The following is a 22,438-nucleotide window of genomic DNA, read 5'->3' as shown; positions in this document are numbered from 1 at the left end:
TTAAGCCTTTTGAAAGGACTCAGACAGGATAATTTCCGCCTCAGACTCATGCATTTTAAGCAACGATTCTTCTGCCGTATAGTAAGGAGAATATTTCCTTGCCATTTTGATGACTTCTTCTAAAGCTTCGTCATGTGTCAAACGCGCCTTTCCTGACGTGCGTCTAAGGTCTTTTTGAATTCGTTGCAAACGCTTTGCAATATAGGTTATCACTCCCCTCTCGGCAAGTGTTTTAAGCTGTCTCAACTGAATGAGAAGGTCCGGATCATCAATTTCACGCATGAAGTTAGTAAGAAGATTGAGAGCCGTGCTTATCTGAGACCCTTTGCTTGCGGGATCGTCCTGACCATTCTCTTGAGTCTGGAGTTCACGTTGTTGCATGGAGTGAAAATATTCAACTGCCTTAGCAACTTGTTCGTGGTGTAGGGCTATCAGTCCTTCACTCTTTTCTTTTGGATGCGCCTTAAAGTACTTTAAGGCTTCCAACACTGAGATTTCCTCGGCGGAAGACGACACAAGGAGAAAAACTTTCCTAAGGTTTGTTTTTAAAAATACGACAGTGTCGTTGCTTAAGGTGACCCCGTCAATCTTTCGGGCAGCGCGACCACACCGGCTACGAATAGAGAGTCTAGCGATGCGGTTATACTCTTGTCGATTCTTGAGATAAAGTTCTCTTAGTTCCTCATAGTAAGGAAGTTCAAGATTTGCATCTTCCTTATTTCCTTCGATTGCCTCGTCAAACAGTTTTTCAAGACCTCGATCGACTATTTCATCCTTGGAATAGATTTGATTGTCTTCTCCAAATGTGGAGTGAAATGTCTGAATCTTACTCAGAGCTACCTCATTGAGGTTAATTTCACGATTACCTTCCCGAGAGGGGTAGAAAACATAATTGTAAATATGCTCAGATAACGAACCAATGCGGTTTACGCGACCAATACGCTGCATTAGTCTAGTAGAGTTCCAAGGAGTGTCATAATTTACTATGACATTGGCTCGATGCAGGTTGACTCCTTCTGCTAAGACATCCGTGGTAAGGATGATATTGTATTTGTCCAGCTTGGTTTTATAGTTCGCATCAAAATTTTCTCGAATTGCTTTGAATTGAGAATTTCTATTTTTAGCTGAAACAACAAGAAGATCCGACCGACTAATCCTTCTGGAAAGATATTCTATGGTATCTAAGGATTCTGAAAAAACCACCAATTTTTGCTGTGGGTTTTTATCTGCTTTGAATAATTCGTGCTTCAAGAGCTCCTCAAATTTTGCGAACTTTGAGTCTTCCTCATCAGATATGTTATTCCAGTCTTTCCATATCTCGTCTAGAAGCTGCTGATCTTCTTGAAGCGTTTCAATAAATTCTGGTTCAAAGTCTGACGCCTTAAATATTGCATTTTTAGGGTTGTCTTTGGCCTTTTCATTTATCTTCTCCTCAATTTCCTCCTCGGTCATTCCATTTATGTCTAAATCAGGAGCAATGTAGACCTTGCCTTTTCCTGCATCGAAAGTATCGATCATCTCCTTATTGGCTTCGCGAAAACTATTGATGGAGACTTTAAAAGCATAGAAACTGCTTTCAAGACGCTTTACTAAGCCATTCTTTCTGATTCCTGCAAGAGAGCGAGATACAAGCTCCGCATTGTCATACAAACCCTTTGAAACTTCAGGTTTAAGATAAGCAATCGCCTGATAGCGGGTATATTTTAGCTGCTTGGTAAGTATGCTCACGGTCTTCTCAAAGAGACCGGCAAGGTGCTCATTGAGTTCGTATTGATTTTCGATAGGCCGCTCGACTTTAGGGAACGCTTGAATGTCTTTGCGATAACGCGGTATAAGCTCAATATCAGTGCGAGTACGACGAACGGTGAGTGGTTTTATGATCCTACCTCGAACCCTTTTTGCGAGAGCCTTGAAGTCATCCAAACTACTGTTATGTTCCCTGCGCAATCTTTTGAATTCAGCAATTAGGGGGCTGAAGAAGGCAGTCAAGTTTGTTACTCCATCAATAGTACAGCGACGAGGATCTTGGAAAAGTAAAATCTGATTGTAAATGTCGGCAGGAGTGTTGTTCATTGGCGTTGCGGAAATAAGCATCACCTTCTTCTTATAACCTTGAATTTGACCTGCGTTAACGCGAGGCATTTTACAGATTTCCTGAAGTTGTTCAAATGCGTTTGTAGTATGCGAACGAAATTTGTGTGCTTCGTCAACAAGGATAAGATCGTACTCTTCAGCGTTCCAATAATCGCGCTCCTCCTCATCGAGGACTTTTTTGAGGCTTCCGTTAGTAATGAATTTTGCATACTTATCTATGCCAAAATCATGAAAGGTTGTCTTCCAGTTCTGCTCGACAGCAGGAGGGTATACAACTAATATTTTTGTTTTATCACGACCATTTTCTAGTAAAAACTTCTTTGCAATCATTGTTGCAATGACTGTCTTCCCCAGTCCCACAACATCAGCAAGGAAAAAGCCATCATAGCGAAGCAGTTTTTGGTAACCTTCCACAACTGCGTCAGTTTGGTAATCGTAAGTTGTGTACCCGTCAGGAATTTCCAAGGAATTTCCACTGTCTGATTCTGTAACCCTGTCCGAGAAGTACTCCATAAGCATCTTAACGTATAGTTCGTATGGAGTTACACCCCCTTTGAGATAAGTGCGATTGATACTATCTTTCAAATCATCAGCAGTTATTTCACAATTTTTAGCTTCCTCCCAAAGTTCTTCGAACTCCTTTAAAGCAAAATTTACATCTTCAAACTGAGTCAATTTGACATTAAATTCATATTGTTGTTGCTCTGGAATACCTAGACCATTGCCAGACAGATTACTTGATCCAGTAACAAGAAGCCCTTGTGTATATTGGTTAAAATCATCGGGGTAAAGAATATATATTTTTGCGTGGATTTTCCGGGAAGGATGAGACCTGACTTCAATCTTTCCAGATTTAAGGTCCTCCACCATCTGAAAAATGCCATCTTCTTCTGTTTTTGAATATCCCAAATGTTCAATATCTCTTCGAATTTGTTGGAGCAAATCATCTTTTACGGCTTCGTCCGCCCCGTAAAATAACATTCCTTCCCTAACAGCATGAAGGATATATTTATCTACATCAATACCAATAAGAATTCGAACCTTATTGATGTTATCTAGTAATGGACGTAACCGAAAATAGCCAGAGGCCCTCAAAAACCCTACTACGGCATCGAGATGCTGAATTGAAGGATTATTCGACAGCACTCCTTCGAATTCTTTGATAAGAGTGTTTCCTCTCTTGTTTGTAAATATATGGGAGTTGTTTTGAGGAGAGTGCATAAGTAGTGATTCAGTTAATGTTAAATAAGAAAAACTTTGTTTTCAGCTCCTCGGATAATCTTAACCCAGATAGATTCCGTTTTTTCACGACCTTGTAAACATGGACTCGCATCGTGTCGTTTCCTGAAATGTGTAGTCTACTTGATGTTATTAAACAGGTTGTTCACGATTTTGCGTGAAATTTAGCAAGTAAAGTTTTATTTTTACCTCCTCATTTAGTTTTTAATGCGTTAAGCGTATTGCTTAATGCCTTAAAACAATGTGTATTTGAATAAGCCGTCAAGAAACTTTCGCGGCATAAAGCCGTAACCTCGCCTTGTTCGGTTACGATTTATTCCACGATTCCTTGACTGCGCAAGACTAGGGAGCCGCTTCATGACTTCTTCGCATGTCGTCGATTTGTTAGCCTGGCGATGGATTCAAAATATCCGGATGAGACTACGATTTTGCATTTCCGTCACCTTCTTGAGAAAAACCGCCTAGACAAACAGGTCTTTGATTTGTTCACGCGACAACTTACCAACAGAGGTCTTCTCTTCAGCAAAGGTACGATTGTAGACGGTTCTTTTATTGGAGCGCCGAGTTCGACGAAAAACGCTGACAAGAAGCACGATCTTGAAATGCTCTGAGCAAAGAAAGGGAAGAATTGGCACTTCGGAATGAAGATGCATATTGGTTATGATGTTACGCAAGTGGACGAATTACGCCGCCCGATGACCGGGAAGTCCTTGGAGATTCGGGTATCTCGGAAAGGAAAAGCGCAAGAGTGCCGATCCTGAGCACGTAACCTATACGGCAGCGAAACGCTGTAGCCAAGGGAGAAGCTATCGGTACGGAGAATTACCAGCGAAAAGGTGCTGAGTTCGATTCGATGCAAGGTCGAATACGCCTTTCATCGAATTAAGGTTCAGTTCGGATATAGGAACCTAAAACGTCAGCTCTTATTTAGAGCTATAGGCTATTCATGTATAAAAACGCATCAATATCAATAAAAAAACGGCATTAGACTTTCTTAAATCCACTCCATAAACTCAGTGCTGCACATCGTAAAATTCCTTAGGAGATTCAGTATGAAACGCAGAAGTTTGATGCTTGGAGCGGCGGCAGGGTTCGGCGGTTTGGTTTTATCCCTGCAGGGCTTTGCTTCGAGTAGGGGGCCCGCAGGCACTCCAATCTCAGACATTACACTTCCAAATTTAACCGCGGATGCAGCTGCTCCGGTGGTTTACTATTCACCCTTGGTCAGCTCCTAGGCCATGCTTCTCCTTCTCAAAGCGATTGATCCGGCTCTCAAGGGAAAAGTCGGCATCAAGCTGACATTCGAAAACTACCGGGATCGCGAGGTCAAAATTAATCCTGACTTGATTAAGCCGCTTGTCAGTCAGGTTAAAGGCACGCTGATTGACAGCAATTATTTTGATTCGGCAAGAAACGCCGCCGCTTCACATTTAGAAACTGCTAAACAGAACGGATTTGATAAGGTCGGTCCGATCGATATCCTGGATGCTGAAGGAGAAATCACGCTTTCGGTTCACGGCGGCCTCCATCTTAAGACCTTTATTACCGGTGCTCATCTTGCCAATTACGACTCTTTGATTTCGATTGTTCGGTTCAAAGGTCATAACCTGCCGCGTTACGGCGGAACGATGAAAAATCTTTCCATATGTCTGGGGACGCCGCGCGGTGCAGCACAAATCCACAGCGGCAGCAAGGTGACCGAGTATTACTCATCTGCAGGCGAAAAGACGGCGAGCGAAGCCATGGCTGACGCCGTGAAAGCGGCTCTTGACTACAAGCCCGGAAGATGGATTTTTTTCAATATTATTGACGCGTTGGACCCGCAGAGAAGAGACAGCTGCAAGGAAGCCAAGAATATCGGCGATATCGGCATTTTAGTGAGCCTTGATCCCGTCGCCTGCGATCAGGCCGCCGTCGATATGGTGTATGGTTTTGCGCCAAGCGAAGAAGTCCGCAGGAAATGGGAGGAAGAACATTTCACCGACACGCTTTCGGCAGCTGAGAAAATCGGAGTCGGTTCTACCGCTTACCGTCTTCAGCTCGTGAAGTAGTTCTTTGTTCCTGACAGCTCTAGGTCCCATAGTTTGAGACCTTTTTCATTTATGCGAGGTTTCGGATTAAGTATTTCCCGTACTGTCGGAAAAAGTTCGGTAAAAATATCTAATCAGCCGTTAATCGGTGGCATACTCAAAAGATTACTTCAAAACAATCGACACCAAGAGAAAATGACAGACACATCGCCTAAGACTCTTTACGACAAGATTTTTGACGAACACGTTGTCCGAACCGAAGAAGACGGTACAGCAACGCTTTATATTGACCGCCATCTGGTCCACGAAGTGACCAGCGCTCAGGCCTTTGAAGGTCTGAGAATGAATGACCGCAAGCTGTGGCGCTCGAGCTCGGTGGTAGCGACGGCGGATCACAATACGCCGACGACCGGCTGGGAGCAGGGCCTGGAAGGCATTACTGACCCGGTAGCCAAACTGCAGGTGACGACTCTGGATCAAAATATTCGTAATAACGGCTGTGCCGCGTATTTTCCGTTCCTCTCGAGAGGTCAGGGCGTGATTCATGTCATGGGCCCCGAGGAAGGCGCGATTCTTCCCGGTATGACAGTCGTCTGCGGAGACTCTCACACTAGTACGCACGGCGCCTGCGCAGCTGTGGCGTTTGGCATCGGAACGAGTGAAGTAGAACACGTGATGGCAACGCAGACGCTTCTGACCAAGAAGATGAAGAATATGCGCGTGTACGTTTCCGGAAAACTTTCACCAGGCGTTTTCGCTAAAGACCTCGCTCTTTTTATCATCGGCAGAATCGGCACTGCCGGAGGTACCGGATGCGCGATCGAATTCGCGGGTCCCGCGATCGAGGCGCTCTCCATGGAAGGCCGTATGACGCTCTGCAATATGGCGATTGAAGCAGGTGCCCGCTGCGGTCTTGTCGCGGTTGATGATAAAACCGTCGAATACATGCGCGGACGCACGCTCGCGCCCGAAGGCGAACTCTTTAAACAGGCCGAAGAATACTGGCGGACACTGAAGAGCGACGAGGGCGCTCACTTTAATATTGAGGTGGAAATCGACGGAAACGCCGTTCCTCCGGTAGTCACCTGGGGCACCTCTCCGGAAATGGTCGTGCAGATTACCGACAGAACTCCGGAGCCGTCTGAGCAGCCCGACCCGGTTAAACGCGAAGGCTGGGAGCGCGCTTATGTGTACATGGGGCTTGAACCCAAACAGCCTGTGACCTCCATTGCCCCCGACCATGTCTTCATCGGCTCCTGCACTAACGGACGAATTGAAGATATTCGCGCTGCGGCTTATGTGGTGAAGAAACTGGGCAGGAAGGTTGCGCCGACCATTAAGCAGGCGCTCGTGGTTCCGGGCTCCGGCCTCGTGCGTGAGCAGGCGGAAAAAGAGGGACTGGATCAGATCTTTATTAACGCAGGCTTTGAATGGAGACGCCCGGGCTGCTCCATGTGCCTTGCGATGAACGCCGATAAACTCAATCCGGAAGATCGCTGCGCCTCAACGAGCAACAGAAACTTCGAAGGCCGTCAAGGCAACCGCAGCCGTACACACTTGTGCTCACCCGCGATGGCAGCGGCTGCAGCTATCGAAGGCCGTTTTGTCGATATCCGCAAAATTTTCTAAGGAGCTATCAGCATGAACAAATTCGTTACTTTTACCGGTATTGTCGCTCCGCTTGACCGCTCCAACGTGGATACCGACGCGATTATTCCGAAGCAGTTTTTAAAATCGATTTACAGAACCGGCTACGGCCCGAATCTGTTTGATGAATGGCGTTATCTGGATAAAGGCGAAGTCGGCAAGGACCCGTCGGAACGTACGCCGAATCCCGACTTTGTGCTGAATCAGCCCAGATACCAGGGCGCGGATATTCTGCTTGCCAGAAAAAATTTCGGCTGCGGATCTTCCCGTGAACATGCGGCTTGGGCGCTTTCTCAGTACGGATTCAAAGTCATTATTGCGCCGAGCTTTGCCGATATTTTCTACAACAACTCATTTAAGAACGGACTGCTTCCGCTGCCGCTTCCCGAGTTTGTGGTGGATCATCTTTTCAACGAAGTGCAGGCCAATAACGGCTATCGCCTGACAGTTGATTTGGAAAAGCAAGTTGTGATTGAGCCTAACGGCACCGCCCACAGCTTTGACGTTCCTGGGTTCCGCCGCTACTGTTTGCTGAACGGTTTGGACGATATCGGCATTACGCTTCAGCATAAGGACGAAATCGCCGCTTTCGAAAGAGCGCGCCTCAAAGCCAAACCCTGGCTCGTCAAAACTATCTACTAAACAATGATCGATGCGCCGCGGATCGCGGCGCGGCTTAATAGGAAAAACAAATGAAAAAAATCGCAGTATTGGCCGGTGACGGCATCGGCCCGGAGATCATGGCACAGGCCCTGAAGGTGCTGACCGCAATGAAGCTTCCTTTCGAATATGAAGAAGCGCTTGTCGGCGGAGCGGCTTATGCGGCTTTCGGTCATCCGCTTCCCAAGGAAGTCGTGGAGCTCGCTAAGAGAAGTGACGCTGTGCTTTTCGGCGCTGTCGGCGACTTCAAATACGACACGCTGCCGCGTCACTTAAGACCCGAGCAGGCGATTTTGGGACTCAGAAAGGCGCTCGGTCTTTTTGTCAATCTTCGTCCTGCGGTTTGCTTCCCTGAGCTGACTGCGGCTTCCTCTTTGAAGCCTGAATTGGTTTCCGGTCTGGATATTCTGCTTGTCCGCGAACTGACGGGCGACGTTTACTTCGGTCAGCCCCGCGGCAAACGCATCAGCCCTGACGGCGCAGAAGAAGGCTTTGATACGATGCGCTACGCCGTTCCGGAAGTAGAACGCATTGCTCACGTCGCGTTTAAAGCGGCAATGGGACGCAATAAACACCTTGTCAGCGTGGACAAGGCCAACGTGCTCGAAACCAGCCAGGTTTGGCGTGACACTATGATCCGCGTTTCTAAGGAATATCCGGAAGTCACACTCGAACATATGTACGTGGACAACGCGGCTATGCAGCTCGTGAAAGCGCCTAAGAAGATTGACGTGATGGTCACCGGCAACCTTTTTGGCGACATTCTGTCCGATGAGGCCGCGATGCTGACGGGTTCCATCGGTATGCTGGCTTCTGCGGCGCTGAATGAAATAGGTCAGGGCCTTTTTGAACCGTCTCACGGTTCCGCTCCGGACATCGCCGGCATGAACATCGCAAATCCTTTAGCGCAAATTCTGTCAGCGGCCATGATGCTCCGCTATTCTTTAGGAATGGAGGAAGAAGCAGTACGCATTGAGAATGCGGTTAAGACGGTACTTGCGCAAGGCTATAGAACTGGTGACATTTGGAGCGAAGGCTGCAAAAAAGTTTCCTGTTCTGAAATGGGCGACGCGGTTGTCGCGGCTTTGTAATTAACAATACCTAACGAGACAAAGGGGAAAAATAATGCTGAAACTAGGCATGGTTGGTTGGCGCGGAATGGTGGGCTCCGTTTTGATGGACCGCATGAAAGCCGAAGGTGATTTTGAATTTGTGCAGACGACTTTCTTTTCGACCAGCAACGCCGGTGGAAAAGCTCCGGAAGTCGTAAATGCCGATCCGGTTCTGAAAGACGCCGATGATCTCGACGCTTTGGCAGCGTGTGACGTTGTCATTTCGTGTCAGGGCGGCGACTGGACTAAAGCGCATTTCAAACCGCTTCGCGATAAGGGCTGGAACGGCTACTGGATTGACGCAGCCTCTACGCTTCGTATGGAAAAGGACGCCATCATTGTTCTTGATCCGGTCAACATGAGCGTGATTCAGGAAGGTCTTCGCAGCGGCGTTAAAAACTACGTCGGCGGAAACTGCACCGTGAGTCTGATGCTCATGGCGCTTGACGGTCTGATTCGCGCTGATCTGGTCGAATGGATTTCTTCCATGACTTATCAGGCTGCTTCCGGTGCCGGCGCACCCAACATGAGAGAGCTGCTTGAACAGATGGGCGCTCTTTACGGTGTGGCCGCCGAAGATCTGAAGGATCCGCGCTCCGCGATTCTTTCAATCGACGGCAAAGTGACTGAAGAACTCCGTTCTCCGGACTTCCCGGATAAAGCGTTCGGCGTTCCTCTGGCCGGTTCTCTGATTCCCTGGATCGACCGCGAGGTTGAGCACGGACAGAGCCGTGAAGAATGGAAGGGCGGCGCCGAAGCCAACAAGATTCTAGGCAAACCCGCGATCGGTGAACCGGGCTGCATGCCGGTTGACGGCCTGTGCGTACGTGTCGGCTCTATGCGCTGCCACTCTCAGGCGCTCACCATCAAACTCAAGAAAGACGTCTCCTGCGAAGAAATCGAAAGATTGCTCGCCGAAGCCAATCCTTGGGTCAAAGTTATTCCGAATCACAAGGAAGAGACCATTCATGAGCTCACTCCTGCTAAAGTATCGGGCACGCTGTCCGTTCCGATCGGCCGTATTCACAAGATGAATTTCGGTCCAGAATATGTCACCGCTTTCACGGTTGGCGATCAGCTGCTTTGGGGTGCGGCCGAACCGCTTCGCCGCATGCTCAGAATTTTGGTTGATTTCAAGGCATAAAAGGAATACATGAGAGTCGCTTTAGGACTCGAGTACGACGGCCGATATTTCGAGGGCTGGCAAACCCAGCCGTCCGGACAGACAGTCCAGGACTATCTCGAGTCGGCCGTTGTTCAATTTACGGGTGAAAAAATTAAGGCTGTCTGCGCGGGAAGAACCGATGCGAAGGTTCATGCGTGCGGACAGGTTGTTCATTTAGATACGGAAACCGACCGAAAAGAGGTTTCCTGGATTCGCGGGCTTAATTCGTATCTGCCCTCGGAAGTTGCGGTTCGCTGGGCGAAAGTTGTTCCTGAAGAGTTTCATGCGCGCTTTTCAGCTGTGAGCCGTACTTACGAGTATTGGATCGCTAACGAACCGGTTCGCTCCCCGCTCTTGGCAGGACGCGCAGGCTGGGTTTTTAGGCCGCTTGACGAAGTCAAAATGCACGAAGCAGGGCAGCTGCTTTTAGGCGAGCATGACTTCAGCAGCTTTAGAGCGGTCGGATGTCAGAGCAAGACGCCTGTCAAAACCATTGAATTTCTAAACGTTGAACGAAGAGGGCGCATGATCCGTGTCCATATCAAGGCCAACGCGTTTCTTTATCACATGGTGCGCAACATCGTCGGCTGTCTGGTTTATGTGGGACAGGGCGCAAGACCGGTTGAGTGGATGGAGGAAGTGCTTGAGGCGCGCAGCCGACAGGCAGCCGCTCCGACTTTCTATCCTTCCGGACTCTATCTTGCCAGCGTCGGCTATCCTGAAAAGTTCGGACTGCCTGCTGAGGGCAATTCTCCTTTTTAAGCGGTCAGCGCTGAGCGAAAACTTAGATTAAAATCAATCGAATTTAATTGACAAGACAACATCATGAGCTGGTTTGAAAAACTGCTCCCGCCAAAGATCAAGCGTTCGGAAGGCGAAAGCGCCAAAAAGGACATGCCGACAGGCGTCTGGACGAAATGCACAAACTGCGGGACAACGCTTTATTCTCAGGAGCTGAAAGCGAACCTGAATGTCTGCCCGACATGTAATTTCCATATGCGTGTCGGCGCACGAGACCGCATTGACATGATTCTGGATCCGGAAAACCGCGTGAAAATCGGTGAGGACGTTCGCTCGATTGATCCGCTGAATTTCACGGACAGCAAGAAGTATCCGGATCGTCTGAAGCAGGCTCAGTCTGCCACCGGAGAGACAGACGCTCTCGTGGTGGAAGCCGGTTCCATTCACTCCATTCCCGCTGTTGTCGCGGCTTTTGAGTTCAAGTTCATGGGCGGATCCATGGGTTCTGTGGTCGGAGAAAGATTTGTACAGGCGGTTCAGTACGCGATTGACAACCGCTGCGCGTTCATCTGCTTTACGGCTACCGGCGGCGCACGTATGCAGGAAGGTCTCAATTCGCTCATGCAGATGGCTAAGACGACCGGCATGATCGCAAAGCTTGCCGAGCACCGTCTGCCGTTTATTTCTGTTCTGACCGATCCGACAATGGGCGGCGTCTCCGCTAGCTTCGCGTTTATGGGCGACGTTGTTATCGCCGAGCCGAAGGCCCTGGTCGGTTTTGCCGGCCCCCGCGTTATTGAGCAGACCGTTCGCGAAAAGCTTCCCGAAGGCTTCCAGAGAGCCGAGTTCCTTCTCCAGAAGGGCGCGATTGACATGATTGTCGAACGTAAGGACCTTAAATTGGAGATTGCGAAACTCATTGCGCTTTTCCAAAAAGAATCGGCTGATTCCATCATTTAACGAGTTTCTGATAAGGACCGCTTTAGGCGGTCCTTAAGTTTTTTCTGCGGCACTAAACAATGAATTTTGATACTTTGGATCAATGGCTTTCTCACATCGAGAAGCTGCATTCTCAGACCATCGATCTCGGACTTGAGCGCATGAATGAAATGATCAAGCGCCTCGGGATTCATTTTGACTGCCCCGTCTTTACAGTGGGCGGTACAAACGGTAAAGGAAGCACCTGCGCTTTTTTAGAGTCGGCGCTTCTGGAATCGGGCTACAGCGTCGGGGTGCACACTTCTCCGCATCTGATCCGATTTAATGAGCGCGTACGCCTGAACGGCAAAGACGCCAGCGACGAAGACCTGATGCTCATGTTCTCAAAAGTAGAGCAGGCTCGAGGCGAAATGACGCTCTCTTATTTCGAATACACGCTTCTTGGCATTCTGCTCTTGTTCATGGAGAAAAAGCCGGATGCGCTGGTGCTGGAAATCGGCTTGGGCGGAAAACTTGACGCGGTCAACACGATTGAGCCCACGGTCTCGATTATCACAAGTGTCGGCATTGACCACACTGCTTACTTAGGTGAAACAAGAGACAAAATCGGCTGGGAGAAAGCGCATATATACCGTCCCGGCAAATCCGCAGTCTGCGCTGACGACGACCCTCCTGCGTCCTTAGTGAACTATGCGAGGGAAATCGGCGCGAAACTGCTCGTGCGCGGCAAAGATTTTGCTGCGATACACGTTCCGGGCAGAGACACTTGGGACTTTGTCGGCTCAAAAGGAAAACTGAAGGATCTTCCGCTTCCGACCATGCCGGGAGAGCATCAGCTCTCCAACGCGAGCGGTGCGATTGAAGCGCTGCAGTGCGTGAGCGACCGCCTTGAAGTCGGACGTGACTCGATCTGCGCGGCGCTGCTTGCGACTAAAGTCATCGGCCGCTTCTCTAAAGTGAGTACGAAGCCTGATATTTATCTCGACGTCGGCCACAATCCGCATGCGGCCAAAGAGCTCGCTAAAACGCTTCAGCAGATTCCGAGACCAAAAGCAGCTGTGTTCGGGATGCTCTCGGACAAAGACAGAAAGCAGGTCTGCGAGATCATGAAAAACACGTTTGATGTTTGGTATCTGTGTGATTTAGAAGGACCGAGAGGCGGAAAAGCGGAAGATCTTAAGGCCTTTTTGGTGGAAAGCGGCGTGCTTGCCGAGAGAATCAGGACTTTTGACAATGTGAAGACCGCATTGGAGACAGCCGTCAACGAGCGCGGCGGGACTGATAAAATAACCGTTTTCGGATCCTTCCTCACAGTTGCCTCCGCAATTGAAGACTTGAAGGTTCCCGTTGGCCGAGATTAAAGGATGTACCTGAATGCAGTTCTGGAAAAAAGATAAAGCTCCGAAGACGGAACACGTTGAGCCTGGCATGGATCAAAATGCAGCTCCTTCCACTCAACCGATTAAGTTTTCCGATGAGCCGATGTTCGGCTCTCAGTCGATTCCGCTCTCTGAGGCTCAGATTCCCGGAAAGAGAGGAGCGTCTCAGGGCGAGTTTGTAACTTACCCGGCGGTATTTGCAAAGCATCAGGATACGCAGGCAGCCGCGGCCGCTCAGCCGCAGCCTCAGCCGAATGAAGTTCCCCAGCCTGCGAGCGCGCCCGCTCAGCAGCCGAGCGAGCCTCAGCCGCAGGCGACTGAACCTGAAAAGCCGGCAGCCGAAAAGAAACCGCCGCTCTTCAGACGTAAGCCGGAACTCGATTCAAACCGCAGACAGGAAGAGGCGGACGCGGAATTTGCGAAGAAACAGAAATGGATTAAGGCAAGACGCCGCTTTGTCGGTGCTCTGGTGCTTCTTGTTACCGCTGCGATCGCGATTCCTCTGCTTTTTGATAAAGAGCCGCCGCCCGCAAATGTAACGATTCCCCTGAGAATTCCGAAAGAAAATACTGTTGAAGTCTCTAAGATCACGATTCCTTCTGCGATTACGCATGATGCGGCTGAAGCTTCCAAGGCTGAGCCTCAGCAGCCTCAGCAGAACGCGGTTCAGCCGAGCGCAAAACCTGCGGTGAAGCCTGAGCCCAAGAAGGCAGAGGTGAAACCGGCGGAAACGCCTAAGGCCGAAGTGAAAAAGCCTGAGCCGCCTAAAGCGGAAGTTAAGAAGCCTGAGGCTAAGAAACCGGAAGCTCAGAAACCTGAGCCTAAGAAGCCTGAAGCTAAACCGGAAGCGCCCAAGGCGATGCCTAAAGGACAGTTCTACATTCAGGTGGTCGCGCTCTCAAATCAGGACAAGGCCCAGCAGATTGTCAACAGCATGAAAAAGGCCGGTGTCAACGCGTTCCTCTCTCCGGTCTCAACCGCGAACGGCAAGATTTGGAGAGTTCAGTCGGGCCCTTATAAGACAAAGAACGCGGCAACGGAAGCAAGCGCTAAGTTAGGTATGGCCGGTCTCAGCGCCGGAAAGGTTCTACAGGTGAAATAAAGTGGATTTTTCTTCCCTTGGTCTTGGCGAACTCGACTGGCTGTTTGTCATCATCATTGTGATCTCGACACTCCTTGGCGTCAGCCGAGGAATGGTCAGAGAGATATTCGCTCTTGTCGGCTGGATCGCTGCGTTCTTTATCTCGATCTACTATTCGGCCGCGCTTGCTGAGGTGCTTCCTTTCCAGAACCATATGGGTCTGATGGTCCGTACTTTTGTCTCGGTGATCCTGATTGTGATCGGATGCGTTTTTGTATCTGGCTTAATCGGTAAAATAATTCGTAATTTATTAGCGTCCATTTCGATTGGAGCAGAGGACCGTCTGCTCGGCTGCCTGTTTGGTTTTCTTCGCGGGGTACTGATTGTCGGTCTTTTGGTTTTCATCGGCGGCACGTCGCATTTTCTTTCGACACAGCCGTGGTGGAAAAATTCTGCTCTGGTGCCCGTAGCGGAAAAGGGGATCGTGTGGTTCTCTCCTTATATTCCTCAGAGCCTTTTGGATTGGCGTAAAGAATAATATTTTTAATCCTTTGGAGATAAGACAATGTGTGGAATCGTGGCACTGTACGCGTCCGGTCCTGTGAACCAGCGTCTCTATGACGCACTGCTGCTGCTTCAGCATCGGGGTCAGGACGCGGCCGGTATTTGTACCGTGGAAAATCGGACCTTCCATATGCATAAGGGCATGGGACTGGTGCGGGACGTGTTCAGAACCCGAAACATGCGGGATCTGCTTGGCAACTGCGGTATCGGCCAGGTCCGTTACCCGACGCAGGGCAACGCTTCAAGCAACAAAGAGTCTCAGCCTTTCTATGTCAACGCGCCTTACGGAATCGTGCTCGCGCATAACGGTAATCTGACGAATGCGAAAGAGCTTGCCAAAGAGCTTTATGAGCTCGATCGCCGTCACATCAATACCACAAGCGACTCTGAAGTGCTTCTCAACGTGTTTGCCAATGAACTGCAGAACACGACTCAGGGCAACCACCTGACAGAAGACGCACTCTTTGGCGCGGTGGCAAGCATGCACAAACGCCTTAAAGGTTCCTACGCAGTGGTCGCCTGCATTGCCGGTCACGGCATGATCGCCTTCCGCGATCCGCACGGCATTCGTCCTCTGTGCATCGGCTCGAACATCGCCGAAGACGGTACGACCGAATACATGTTCGCAAGTGAATCCGTCGTGCTTGAAGGCAGCGAATTCACGCTGCTTGGCGACGTGGCGCCCGGCGAAGCGGTTTGGGTGGACGAGCTTGGAAAGATCCATAAGCGTCAGTGCGCGGAAAAGGCAGAACTGAATCCCTGCATTTTTGAGTACGTCTATCTCGCTCGTCCTGATTCCGTTCTCGACGGAATTCCGGTTTATGACGCGCGTCTTCGTTTAGGCGAAAACCTCGGCAAGGAAATCAAAAAGCAGATTCCTCTTGAGGATATTGATGTCGTAATGCCGATTCCCGATTCCTCCCGTCCTGCCGCGGCTCAGCTTGCTAAGGCCCTCGGTTTGGAATACCGCGAAGGTTTCATTAAGAACCGTTATGTCGGCAGAACCTTCATCATGCCCGGTCAGGCGATCCGCAAAAAGAGCGTTCGTCAGAAGCTGAACGCCATGAAGGTGGAGTTTGTCGGCAAGAACGTCCTGCTCGTTGACGACTCGATCGTTCGCGGCACCACGATTACGGAAATTGTCCGTATGGCTCGCCAGAGCGGCGCAAGAAAAGTCTTTATCGCCTCCGGCGCGCCTCCCGTCCGCTATCCGAACGTTTACGGCATTGATATGCCGACTTCTTCGGAGCTGATCGCAGGCGACAATCGTCCGACCGAAGAGATTCGTATGGAAATCGGCGCTGACGCGCTGGTCTACCAAACGCTCGAAGGGATGATTGATGCCGTCGGGCACTTTAACCCGAATATCAAGGCGTTTGACTGCTCGTGCTTTGACGGGAAATACGTTACAGGTGATGTAACACCCGAATATATCGCTGAACTCGAGCGAGAAAGACTCGAAAGCAAACAGCAGAAGAAAAAAGCGGAGTCGGAAGACTAAGTCCGAGACTGCAGAAGGAGGCTTCGGCCTCCTTTTCTTTTTAACGTTTTTATCAATACTAAAGTCCTGCTCGGCTGGCTAGAATATTTTTCAATCGGAGAATATTTTGCCAGCGATAAAAACCATAAAAACTTTTGTCCTTGCGGCGGTCTTTATGCTTGCCGCAGCAGCTGACGCATGTGCAAAACCGAGCGTGACGATCGGTCTGATCGATACGTTCGCTCCGGATTTTTATATTTATACCTACTCTCCGACGATTGATCATCTGATTAAGTCTCTGCCCGAATTTGATTTCCGAATCGTTGAAATTAATCCGGAACGCGTGGACGAAGATATCAGGAAATTTGAGCCGGGCTTTATTGTTTCTTCGGCTTCGACTTACGTGTCGCTGATGGAATCCAAGGGCGCGCATCAGGTTGCAACGCGTGAACCTAAGTCCTCGCCTGACGTCAGTCATACAGTCGCTTCCGCTTTTATTGTTCCGACGAGCAGTGAGATCAAGGAGCTTTCCGACGCCAAGGGAAAGGTGGTCGCGGTCACTTCCGCCGACAGTTTTCCCGGTTGGCTCATCGCAAAAGGGGAGCTTGCGCGCTTTGGCAATCCGGAGAAATTTTTCCGGCGCGTGGTGGAGTCCCATCACTTATATCCGGACGTGGTCGCGCTCATTCGGGCTGAAGCCGCGGAAATCGGCGTGCTCGCGGCCTGTGAATTAGAAAATCTGATTATTTCAGGCGCAGTGCGCCCGGGCGAGTTTAGAGTGCTGAATGAATCCAAGAGTCATCTCGGGTGCGCAAAAAGCACGGACTTGTACCCGGATGCGGTGTTTTCTTCGCTGCCCGGGGTTCCTTCGAGTATTTCCCGCAAAGTGGCAGTCGCGCTGCTCACGATGCCTGACGAAGGTCAGGATTTCCAGTGGACGGTCGCCAATGATTTCGTGCCGACTTATCAGCTTTTGCGCAAGCTGGAAATCGGTCCTTTTAAGCCGGTCAGCATCTGGTCTTTAGACGCGTTTCTTGCCCACTATCGCTATCCTCTGCTGATCGGTTTTCTGCTGCTTGCACTTTGGGTTTTACATAGCATCTACATCAACTGGCTGGTGAAAAAGCGAACGGCTCAGCTTCGGTATGCGCTCGTTGAAATGGAACGTTTCCATAGGGAAGCTCAGGAAAATAAGATCAAAGTAGATTCGATGGAGCGCATGAGCATTGTGTCGCAGCTCTCAAGTATGTTCGCGCATGAAATCAAGCAGCCGATCACGAATATCTCCTACTATGCCGGAAGCCTCGTCATGTTTCTGCGCAGAAAAGGCATGCTCGAGGGGCCGGCCAAGGAAATCATTGATGCGATTCAATCCGAGGTTGAGCGCTCTTCAGGCATTATCGAACACGTCCGCAGTTACGCTAAGGCGCGAAAGAAAACGGTTGAGGTGTGCGATCTGAAAGACATTGTCGACCGCGTTCTGCGCTACAGCAGAGATATAAAAATCGTCAGCACAGTTAAAAAGGGCTGTGAAATTCAGGCGGATCCGTTTGAAATTGAATTCATTGTCGTGAATTTCATCAAGAATGCGTCAGCCGCGGCTTCTGCGGTCAGGCGTCCGAAGATCCTCATCAAAGTCGAGGAGGAGCCTGAACGCTGGCGCCTTTCCGTGATTGACAACGGTCCCGAGATATCAGATGAAGATTTCTTAAAGATCGGACAGATCGGCTACAGCTCGAAAGAGGACGGACTGGGCTGGGGTTTGGCGATTGCATCCGCAATGGCAGAGTCCAACGGTGGGCACTTGGAATTTAGAAAAGTTAAAGGCGGAGGGCTCGAAGCGGTTCTCCTGCTTTCAAAGTACAGGAAAGAATGATGCGCAGTGAACCTATTGTTAGGCTAGTGGATGATGACGCGACCGTTCTGACGGCACAGTCCATGTTTTTAAAGATGGCAGGACTCAAAGTTGTCTGCTACAGCAGCGCGGCCGAATTTTTAGAAAACGACGACAACAGGATTGACGGCTGTCTGGTGCTGGACGTTCGTATGCCGAACATGTCGGGGCTGGAGCTGCAGGACGAAATGATTCGGCGCAAAATCGATCTTCCGATTATTTTCCTATCTGCGCACGGAGACATTGAGATGGCGGTTCAGGCGGTGCATAAAGGCGCAAAAAACTTCCTCGTTAAGCCGCCCAAACTTGAAACGCTGCTTGAAGAAATTGAATCGGCGATCAAGCTCAATATTTCCAATCGTAAAGATCAGGCTTTCGGACGAGCGCTGATGCAGCAGTGGAATCAGCTGACGGAAGCCGAGAAAGAAAACGCCCAAATGGTTGCCAAGGGACTCACGAATCAGGTCATAGCCGAGGTAAGAGGAATTTCCGAGCGTACGGTCCGCTCACAGAGAGCGAGTGTTTACGACAAACTTGAAGTGGAAAACGCCGCTGAGCTGGCAGCGTTTCTGCATGATCTGGATCATTACAAGGGTCTCTTATGAAACGGCGACTGCTGCTGCAATCCGGTTTAATGTGCCTGCCGCTTTCTGCTTTGGCCAGAGGGAACCTGCCGCAGGAGTACTCTGATGTGATCGTTGTCGGCGGCGGCTCCGGCGGTCTTACGGCTGCGCTCAGCTGCAGGGAATACGGTCTGAAGGTCACGCTGCTTGAGAAAATGGCGTTTCTTGGCGGCGATACGCTGCATTCCGGCGGATACTTCAACGCGGTGACCGATGAAGCGGTAAAGCGCGGAGAAGACAGTGTGGAGCTTTTTAAGCAGCAAATTCTGAAATCGGCCGCGGGATACGCGGATGAGGATGTCGTTTCGGTCTATGCGGCAAGCTGCGGCGCCGCGCTTGAATGGCTCAAATCTCAGGGTATGAAATTTTTGCCGGTTCCGCACTTGGTTTACGGAGGCCTCTGGGGACGCTCCTACAAGCCGCTTCAGCCTTCGGGGACCGGCTATGTGCAGGTACTCTCCAACGCCTGTCTGAGAAAGGGCGTGGATATGCGCATTTCTGCCGCGGTGACCGGTCTTGTAACGGACGATGAAACGGGCAGGGTGGTTGGCGTTCGCGTGACGTACCGCGGAGAGCAGCGTCTGCTCTTTGCCAACCGCGGAGTCGTGCTTGCCTCGGGCGGTTTCGGTGCGAACCGTCAGATGCTGGCTCAGTCCTCTCCGCTCTTTGCTGAAATGGGGAGCGACAGCCATCCGGGAGCGACAGGAGAAATGATTTATATCGCTTCAAGTGTTGGCGCTCATCTGAGAAATATGGAGTTTATCGAATGCGTTCCGGGCGGTATTGAGGAAAGCTCGGAGCAGGTTCGGCTTGATTATGATCCGACCGTCGTGATGCTTGTCGATGAGAACGGCAACCGATTCGTGGAGGAAACGAGTCCGAGGTCCGAGATCTTTAGCGCTTACCGCAGCAAAAATATTCGGCGCTGTTTTACGATCGCCGATTCCGATGCGGTGGAGCGGATCGGTTTGGCTCGCAGAAAGAGTCTTTACCGCGGGCTTTACAGCGGTCGTTCATGGCGCTGCGAAACTTTGGAAGCACTAGCCGAGGCGCTGCAGGTGAACCCCGATCATCTGATAGCCTCAGCCGCGGAGCTTCAGGAACGCGGCGTACTCAACAAGCCGCCGTATTGGGCCGTGAGGGTGTTTTTTAAAATTCATACTACGCTCGGCGGCGTCGCGATCGACACAAAGGCACGTGTGCTCGGTGCGCATCGAGCGATTAGCGGTTTGTATGCCTGCGGACAGATGATCGGCAACCTTCACGGGAAAAACAGACTTGGCGGCAACGGCATTAACAGCGCCGTTTGTTTTGGAAGAATCGCCGCGGAATCGATCCTTAAGGATTCTTAAACGAATCTTTAATTTTGTTGCATTGAATTGATTCTGTCAATGGCCGTTTGCTTGTTGAGGGAAAACAGCCGCAAAAACTAAAATTTTCTCATCGCGGCCCATTTTGGGTACGCATCTCAAGGAGAAATCAATGACAAAATCCATCACCGCTTCCCGTCGTTCCTTTATGAAAGGTGCCGTAGCCGGTGCTGCAGCTGCCGCTGTCGCGCCTGCGTTTGCCGCACCCGCAGCCAACCTTCCCGCAAAATGGGACGGTGAAGCCGATGTCGTAGTTGTCGGCTTTGGCGGCGCCGGTGCGACTACCGGTATCGTTGCCGCTCAGAACGGCGCTAAAGTTATCATTCTGGAAAAGAACCCCCAGAACCATCATCTGAGCAACACCCGCATGTCCGGCGGTATCTTCCACTGCCCGTTCAAAGATGGTGATCCGAAAGCTCTGAAGGATTACGCTCAGGCGATGTTCTCCGGTGAAAACATTGACTGGAAAGAAGAAGGCGAAATCCCTGAATACTCTGAAGTTCTGGCTCAGATCTGGGCTGATCTTTCTCCCTCGAACCTGGACTTCCTCCAGTCTCTTGATCCGGCCTTTATCGGCGGCAGCCAGCCCGGTTTCAACAAGGCTTCTTTCCCAAATTTCCCCGGCGCTAAAGAGTGCAAATACAATGCCTATCGTGCTACATATACAAAGCGCATGAAGAACTTCAATCAGAAGTCGGTTGACAGCCCGAAAGAAGAAACCAGCTCCGGCGAAGCTTTCTGGCGCTGCCTGGAAGAAGGCGTCAAGAAGCAGGGCGACAAGATTCAGGTTGTTTGGGAAACTCCCGCTGTTGAACTGCTCAAGAACGCCAAAGGCGAAGTGGTCGGCGTTAAAGCCATGCATAACGGCAAACCGGTCTTCTACCGCGGCAAGAAAGCGGTCGTTCTCTGCTCCGGCGGCTACGAATACAGCAAACCGATGCGTCAGGCTTTCCTTGAAGGTCCGGGCGTTGACGGCTGGGCTTTCTACGGTACGACATCCAACACCGGCGACGGTATCGCTATGGGTATGGCCGCAGGTGCCGGTCTGCAGAAAGCAGGCAAGTCCGCTGCCCGCGTGATCGTTCCGACTCAGGTTCGCTGTAACGGCATGCGTCTTGGCTCCATTACTCCGGCTGTGGGTTCCGCCAACTCCATCGTGGTTGACAACTACGGCAATCGTTATGAAGCTGAAACCAAGGTGACGGACAATCCGAGCCGCTACTTCTTCTACAAAGCCGCGGTTCACTTCGACATTAACTCTCTGTCCTATCCGAGAACTCCGTCCTGGATGATTTTCGATGAAAAACTGCGCGCTTCCAAACCGCTCGTCGGCCTGGGTATCTCCGTTGTCGGCTACGGTCTGGTTGACTGGGACGAAAAGAATGAAAAACCGATCGCTTCCGGTCTGATTCTCAAAGCCAACAGCATTGAGGAACTCGCCAATCTCATCAAGAACCATCCGGAAAACAAAGGCCGCATGGTCCCTGAAAATCTGACCACGACAGTCACGAAGTTCAACAAGTTCTGCGACGACAAGAAGGACGCCGACTTTGGCCGCAGACCCGCAACGCTTGGCAAGATCGAGCAGGGTCCCTTCTATGCGATGCCGCTTGTTGCCGGCGGCCCGAACACTAAGGGCGGTCTTCTTGCTGACGGCGACAGACGCGTTCTGGCCTGGGACGGCACACCGATTCCGCGCCTCTACAGCGTCGGTGAAATCGCTTCCGCACTGAAGTTCGTTTATCAGGGCGGCGGCAACCTGACAGAATGTCTGGTTTACGGCCGTCACGTCGGTAAGAATGTTGCCGGACTTCCGGACACCACTCTGTAATACGCAGCTGTAATCAAGCCTCGGGCGAATAGCCCGAGGCTCTAAACAAGGATAAAAAGAATATGCGCCTCATTGCTTTTTCCGCCATGATCCTGTCTCTTTTCTGCCTGACTGCTCAGGCTCAGCAGGGACAATTTTTAGCTGACCGCCATGTCGCCCGCGGGATGAAATGCGAGTCCTGCCACACTCCGGACAATAAGGTCAAGACCTCCGGAGACCTGGATGTCTGCGCGACCTGTCACGGAGACTATCCCGCGATGATCCAAAAAACCGAAGGCCGCTATGAAGTTAATCCTCACGCTCAGCATGAAGGCGCGCTTCCGTGCTCAGAATGTCATAAAGGCCACAAGGCCGGAGTGAACTATTGCGGCGGCTGTCATAACTTTGTGTACAAGGTTCCCTAAAGATAGATGATTTTTCCCTCCTTGTAGGACTTAGCTCTGTAATACTTCCTGTTACAGAGTTTTTTTCATGTCCGGCTTCCTGTTCGATGGCTCGGAGCGAGGGATTAATTCTCGTCTTTAGTTTGTAAAAATGAAACAAAACCCTCTTAATTCAGAGGGTTATATCATTTTTTGAGCAGACAAAA

At 50.5% G+C, this 22,438-nt stretch carries 18 protein-coding genes and 1 pseudogene; 18 read left to right on the top strand and 1 reads right to left on the bottom strand.

Translation table 11 applies throughout. The features are described from left to right. A complete protein-coding gene (locus E5987_RS08880; RefSeq protein ID WP_160335737.1) occupies nt 1-3,315 on the bottom strand; it encodes a helicase-related protein in 3,315 nt (1,104 codons plus the stop codon). Between the two features lie 362 nt (nt 3,316-3,677). Here E5987_RS08880 and E5987_RS13495 point away from each other — a divergent pair. The 18 genes and pseudogenes from E5987_RS13495 to E5987_RS08790 form a co-directional block, all read left to right on the top strand. Beyond that, nucleotides 3,678-4,247 (top strand): annotated as a pseudogene (locus tag E5987_RS13495) (transposase); the annotation flags it as partial. A gap of 138 nt (nt 4,248-4,385) precedes the next feature. Continuing rightward, complete coding sequence (locus E5987_RS08870; protein ID WP_160335736.1) at nt 4,386-4,568, top strand: hypothetical protein; 183 nt, start codon at nt 4,386-4,388, stop codon at nt 4,566-4,568. A 3-nt stretch (nt 4,569-4,571) separates the two neighbouring features. Then, on the top strand, nt 4,572-5,384 hold the full coding sequence (locus E5987_RS08865; protein WP_160335735.1) for a DUF362 domain-containing protein: 813 nt from the start codon (nt 4,572-4,574) through the stop codon (nt 5,382-5,384). 174 nt (nt 5,385-5,558) lie between these two features. Beyond that, nucleotides 5,559-6,992 carry a 3-isopropylmalate dehydratase large subunit gene (gene leuC, locus E5987_RS08860; protein WP_160335734.1) on the top strand — a complete coding sequence of 478 codons (1,434 nt, stop codon included), beginning with the start codon at nt 5,559-5,561 and terminating at the stop codon, nt 6,990-6,992. Nucleotides 6,993-7,004: 12 nt separating this feature from the next. Beyond that, nucleotides 7,005-7,652: a 3-isopropylmalate dehydratase small subunit gene (leuD, locus tag E5987_RS08855; protein WP_160335733.1), complete on the top strand. Its 648-nt coding sequence runs from the start codon at nt 7,005-7,007 to the stop codon at nt 7,650-7,652. Nucleotides 7,653-7,702: 50 nt separating this feature from the next. Further along, entirely contained in the window at nt 7,703-8,761 is a 1,059-nt protein-coding gene (gene leuB / locus E5987_RS08850) for a 3-isopropylmalate dehydrogenase (protein WP_160335732.1), read from the top strand. Nucleotides 8,762-8,798: 37 nt separating this feature from the next. After that, nucleotides 8,799-9,926, top strand: coding sequence for an aspartate-semialdehyde dehydrogenase (gene asd / locus E5987_RS08845; protein ID WP_160335755.1), 1,128 nt, complete (start codon nt 8,799-8,801; stop codon nt 9,924-9,926). 9 nt (nt 9,927-9,935) lie between these two features. Then, nucleotides 9,936-10,709: a tRNA pseudouridine(38-40) synthase TruA gene (truA, locus tag E5987_RS08840; protein WP_160335731.1), complete on the top strand. Its 774-nt coding sequence runs from the start codon at nt 9,936-9,938 to the stop codon at nt 10,707-10,709. 63 nt (nt 10,710-10,772) lie between these two features. Next, nucleotides 10,773-11,648: an acetyl-CoA carboxylase, carboxyltransferase subunit beta gene (accD, locus tag E5987_RS08835; RefSeq protein ID WP_160335730.1), complete on the top strand. Its 876-nt coding sequence runs from the start codon at nt 10,773-10,775 to the stop codon at nt 11,646-11,648. A 59-nt stretch (nt 11,649-11,707) separates the two neighbouring features. After that, entirely contained in the window at nt 11,708-12,988 is a 1,281-nt protein-coding gene (folC, locus tag E5987_RS08830) for a bifunctional tetrahydrofolate synthase/dihydrofolate synthase (protein ID WP_160335729.1), read from the top strand. Between the two features lie 13 nt (nt 12,989-13,001). Continuing rightward, entirely contained in the window at nt 13,002-14,108 is a 1,107-nt protein-coding gene (locus E5987_RS08825) for an SPOR domain-containing protein (protein WP_160335728.1), read from the top strand. Between the two features lies 1 nt (nt 14,109). Beyond that, complete coding sequence (locus E5987_RS08820) at nt 14,110-14,625, top strand: CvpA family protein (protein WP_160335727.1); 516 nt, start codon at nt 14,110-14,112, stop codon at nt 14,623-14,625. A 27-nt stretch (nt 14,626-14,652) separates the two neighbouring features. Further along, a complete protein-coding gene (gene purF / locus E5987_RS08815) occupies nt 14,653-16,152 on the top strand; it encodes an amidophosphoribosyltransferase (protein ID WP_160335726.1) in 1,500 nt (499 codons plus the stop codon). Between the two features lie 106 nt (nt 16,153-16,258). Then, nucleotides 16,259-18,007, top strand: coding sequence for a sensor histidine kinase (locus tag E5987_RS08810; RefSeq protein WP_160335725.1), 1,749 nt, complete (start codon nt 16,259-16,261; stop codon nt 18,005-18,007). Continuing rightward, nucleotides 18,004-18,630 carry a response regulator transcription factor gene (locus E5987_RS08805; protein ID WP_160335724.1) on the top strand — a complete coding sequence of 209 codons (627 nt, stop codon included), beginning with the start codon at nt 18,004-18,006 and terminating at the stop codon, nt 18,628-18,630. The genes E5987_RS08810 and E5987_RS08805 overlap by 4 nt, the downstream gene beginning before the upstream one ends. Continuing rightward, nucleotides 18,627-20,000, top strand: a complete 1,374-nt coding sequence (locus tag E5987_RS08800; RefSeq protein WP_160335723.1) for an FAD-dependent oxidoreductase — start codon at nt 18,627-18,629, stop codon at nt 19,998-20,000. The genes E5987_RS08805 and E5987_RS08800 overlap by 4 nt, the downstream gene beginning before the upstream one ends. A 130-nt stretch (nt 20,001-20,130) precedes the next feature. Then, the gene (locus E5987_RS08795) at nt 20,131-21,849 is read left to right on the top strand and encodes an FAD-dependent oxidoreductase (protein WP_160335722.1); all 1,719 of its coding nucleotides are present in this window, start codon (nt 20,131-20,133) and stop codon (nt 21,847-21,849) included. Nucleotides 21,850-21,911: 62 nt separating this feature from the next. Then, the gene (locus E5987_RS08790; RefSeq protein ID WP_160335721.1) at nt 21,912-22,253 is read left to right on the top strand and encodes a cytochrome c3 family protein; all 342 of its coding nucleotides are present in this window, start codon (nt 21,912-21,914) and stop codon (nt 22,251-22,253) included. The last annotated feature ends 185 nt before the right edge of the window (nt 22,254-22,438 follow it).

The sequence above is a fragment of the Parasutterella muris genome (assembly GCF_009767915.1).
In the GTDB taxonomy this organism is placed as follows: domain Bacteria; phylum Pseudomonadota; class Gammaproteobacteria; order Burkholderiales; family Burkholderiaceae_F; genus Parasutterella; species Parasutterella muris.
This window is presented reverse-complemented; position numbering and strand designations above follow the sequence as displayed.

Coding starts and splice junctions, on each gene's coding strand:
- truA (WP_160335731.1), top strand. CDS start 9,936: ATGAGAGTCGCTTTAGGACTCGAGTACGACGGCCGATATTTCGAGGGC.
- E5987_RS08825 (WP_160335728.1), top strand. CDS start 13,002: ATGCAGTTCTGGAAAAAAGATAAAGCTCCGAAGACGGAACACGTTGAG.
- E5987_RS08880 (WP_160335737.1), bottom strand. CDS start 3,315: ATGCACTCTCCTCAAAACAACTCCCATATATTTACAAACAAGAGAGGA.
- E5987_RS08795 (WP_160335722.1), top strand. CDS start 20,131: ATGACAAAATCCATCACCGCTTCCCGTCGTTCCTTTATGAAAGGTGCC.
- leuB (WP_160335732.1), top strand. CDS start 7,703: ATGAAAAAAATCGCAGTATTGGCCGGTGACGGCATCGGCCCGGAGATC.
- accD (WP_160335730.1), top strand. CDS start 10,773: ATGAGCTGGTTTGAAAAACTGCTCCCGCCAAAGATCAAGCGTTCGGAA.
- E5987_RS08800 (WP_160335723.1), top strand. CDS start 18,627: ATGAAACGGCGACTGCTGCTGCAATCCGGTTTAATGTGCCTGCCGCTT.
- purF (WP_160335726.1), top strand. CDS start 14,653: ATGTGTGGAATCGTGGCACTGTACGCGTCCGGTCCTGTGAACCAGCGT.
- leuC (WP_160335734.1), top strand. CDS start 5,559: ATGACAGACACATCGCCTAAGACTCTTTACGACAAGATTTTTGACGAA.
- E5987_RS08790 (WP_160335721.1), top strand. CDS start 21,912: ATGCGCCTCATTGCTTTTTCCGCCATGATCCTGTCTCTTTTCTGCCTG.
- E5987_RS08865 (WP_160335735.1), top strand. CDS start 4,572: ATGCTTCTCCTTCTCAAAGCGATTGATCCGGCTCTCAAGGGAAAAGTC.
- folC (WP_160335729.1), top strand. CDS start 11,708: ATGAATTTTGATACTTTGGATCAATGGCTTTCTCACATCGAGAAGCTG.
- E5987_RS08805 (WP_160335724.1), top strand. CDS start 18,004: ATGATGCGCAGTGAACCTATTGTTAGGCTAGTGGATGATGACGCGACC.
- E5987_RS08870 (WP_160335736.1), top strand. CDS start 4,386: ATGAAACGCAGAAGTTTGATGCTTGGAGCGGCGGCAGGGTTCGGCGGT.
- leuD (WP_160335733.1), top strand. CDS start 7,005: ATGAACAAATTCGTTACTTTTACCGGTATTGTCGCTCCGCTTGACCGC.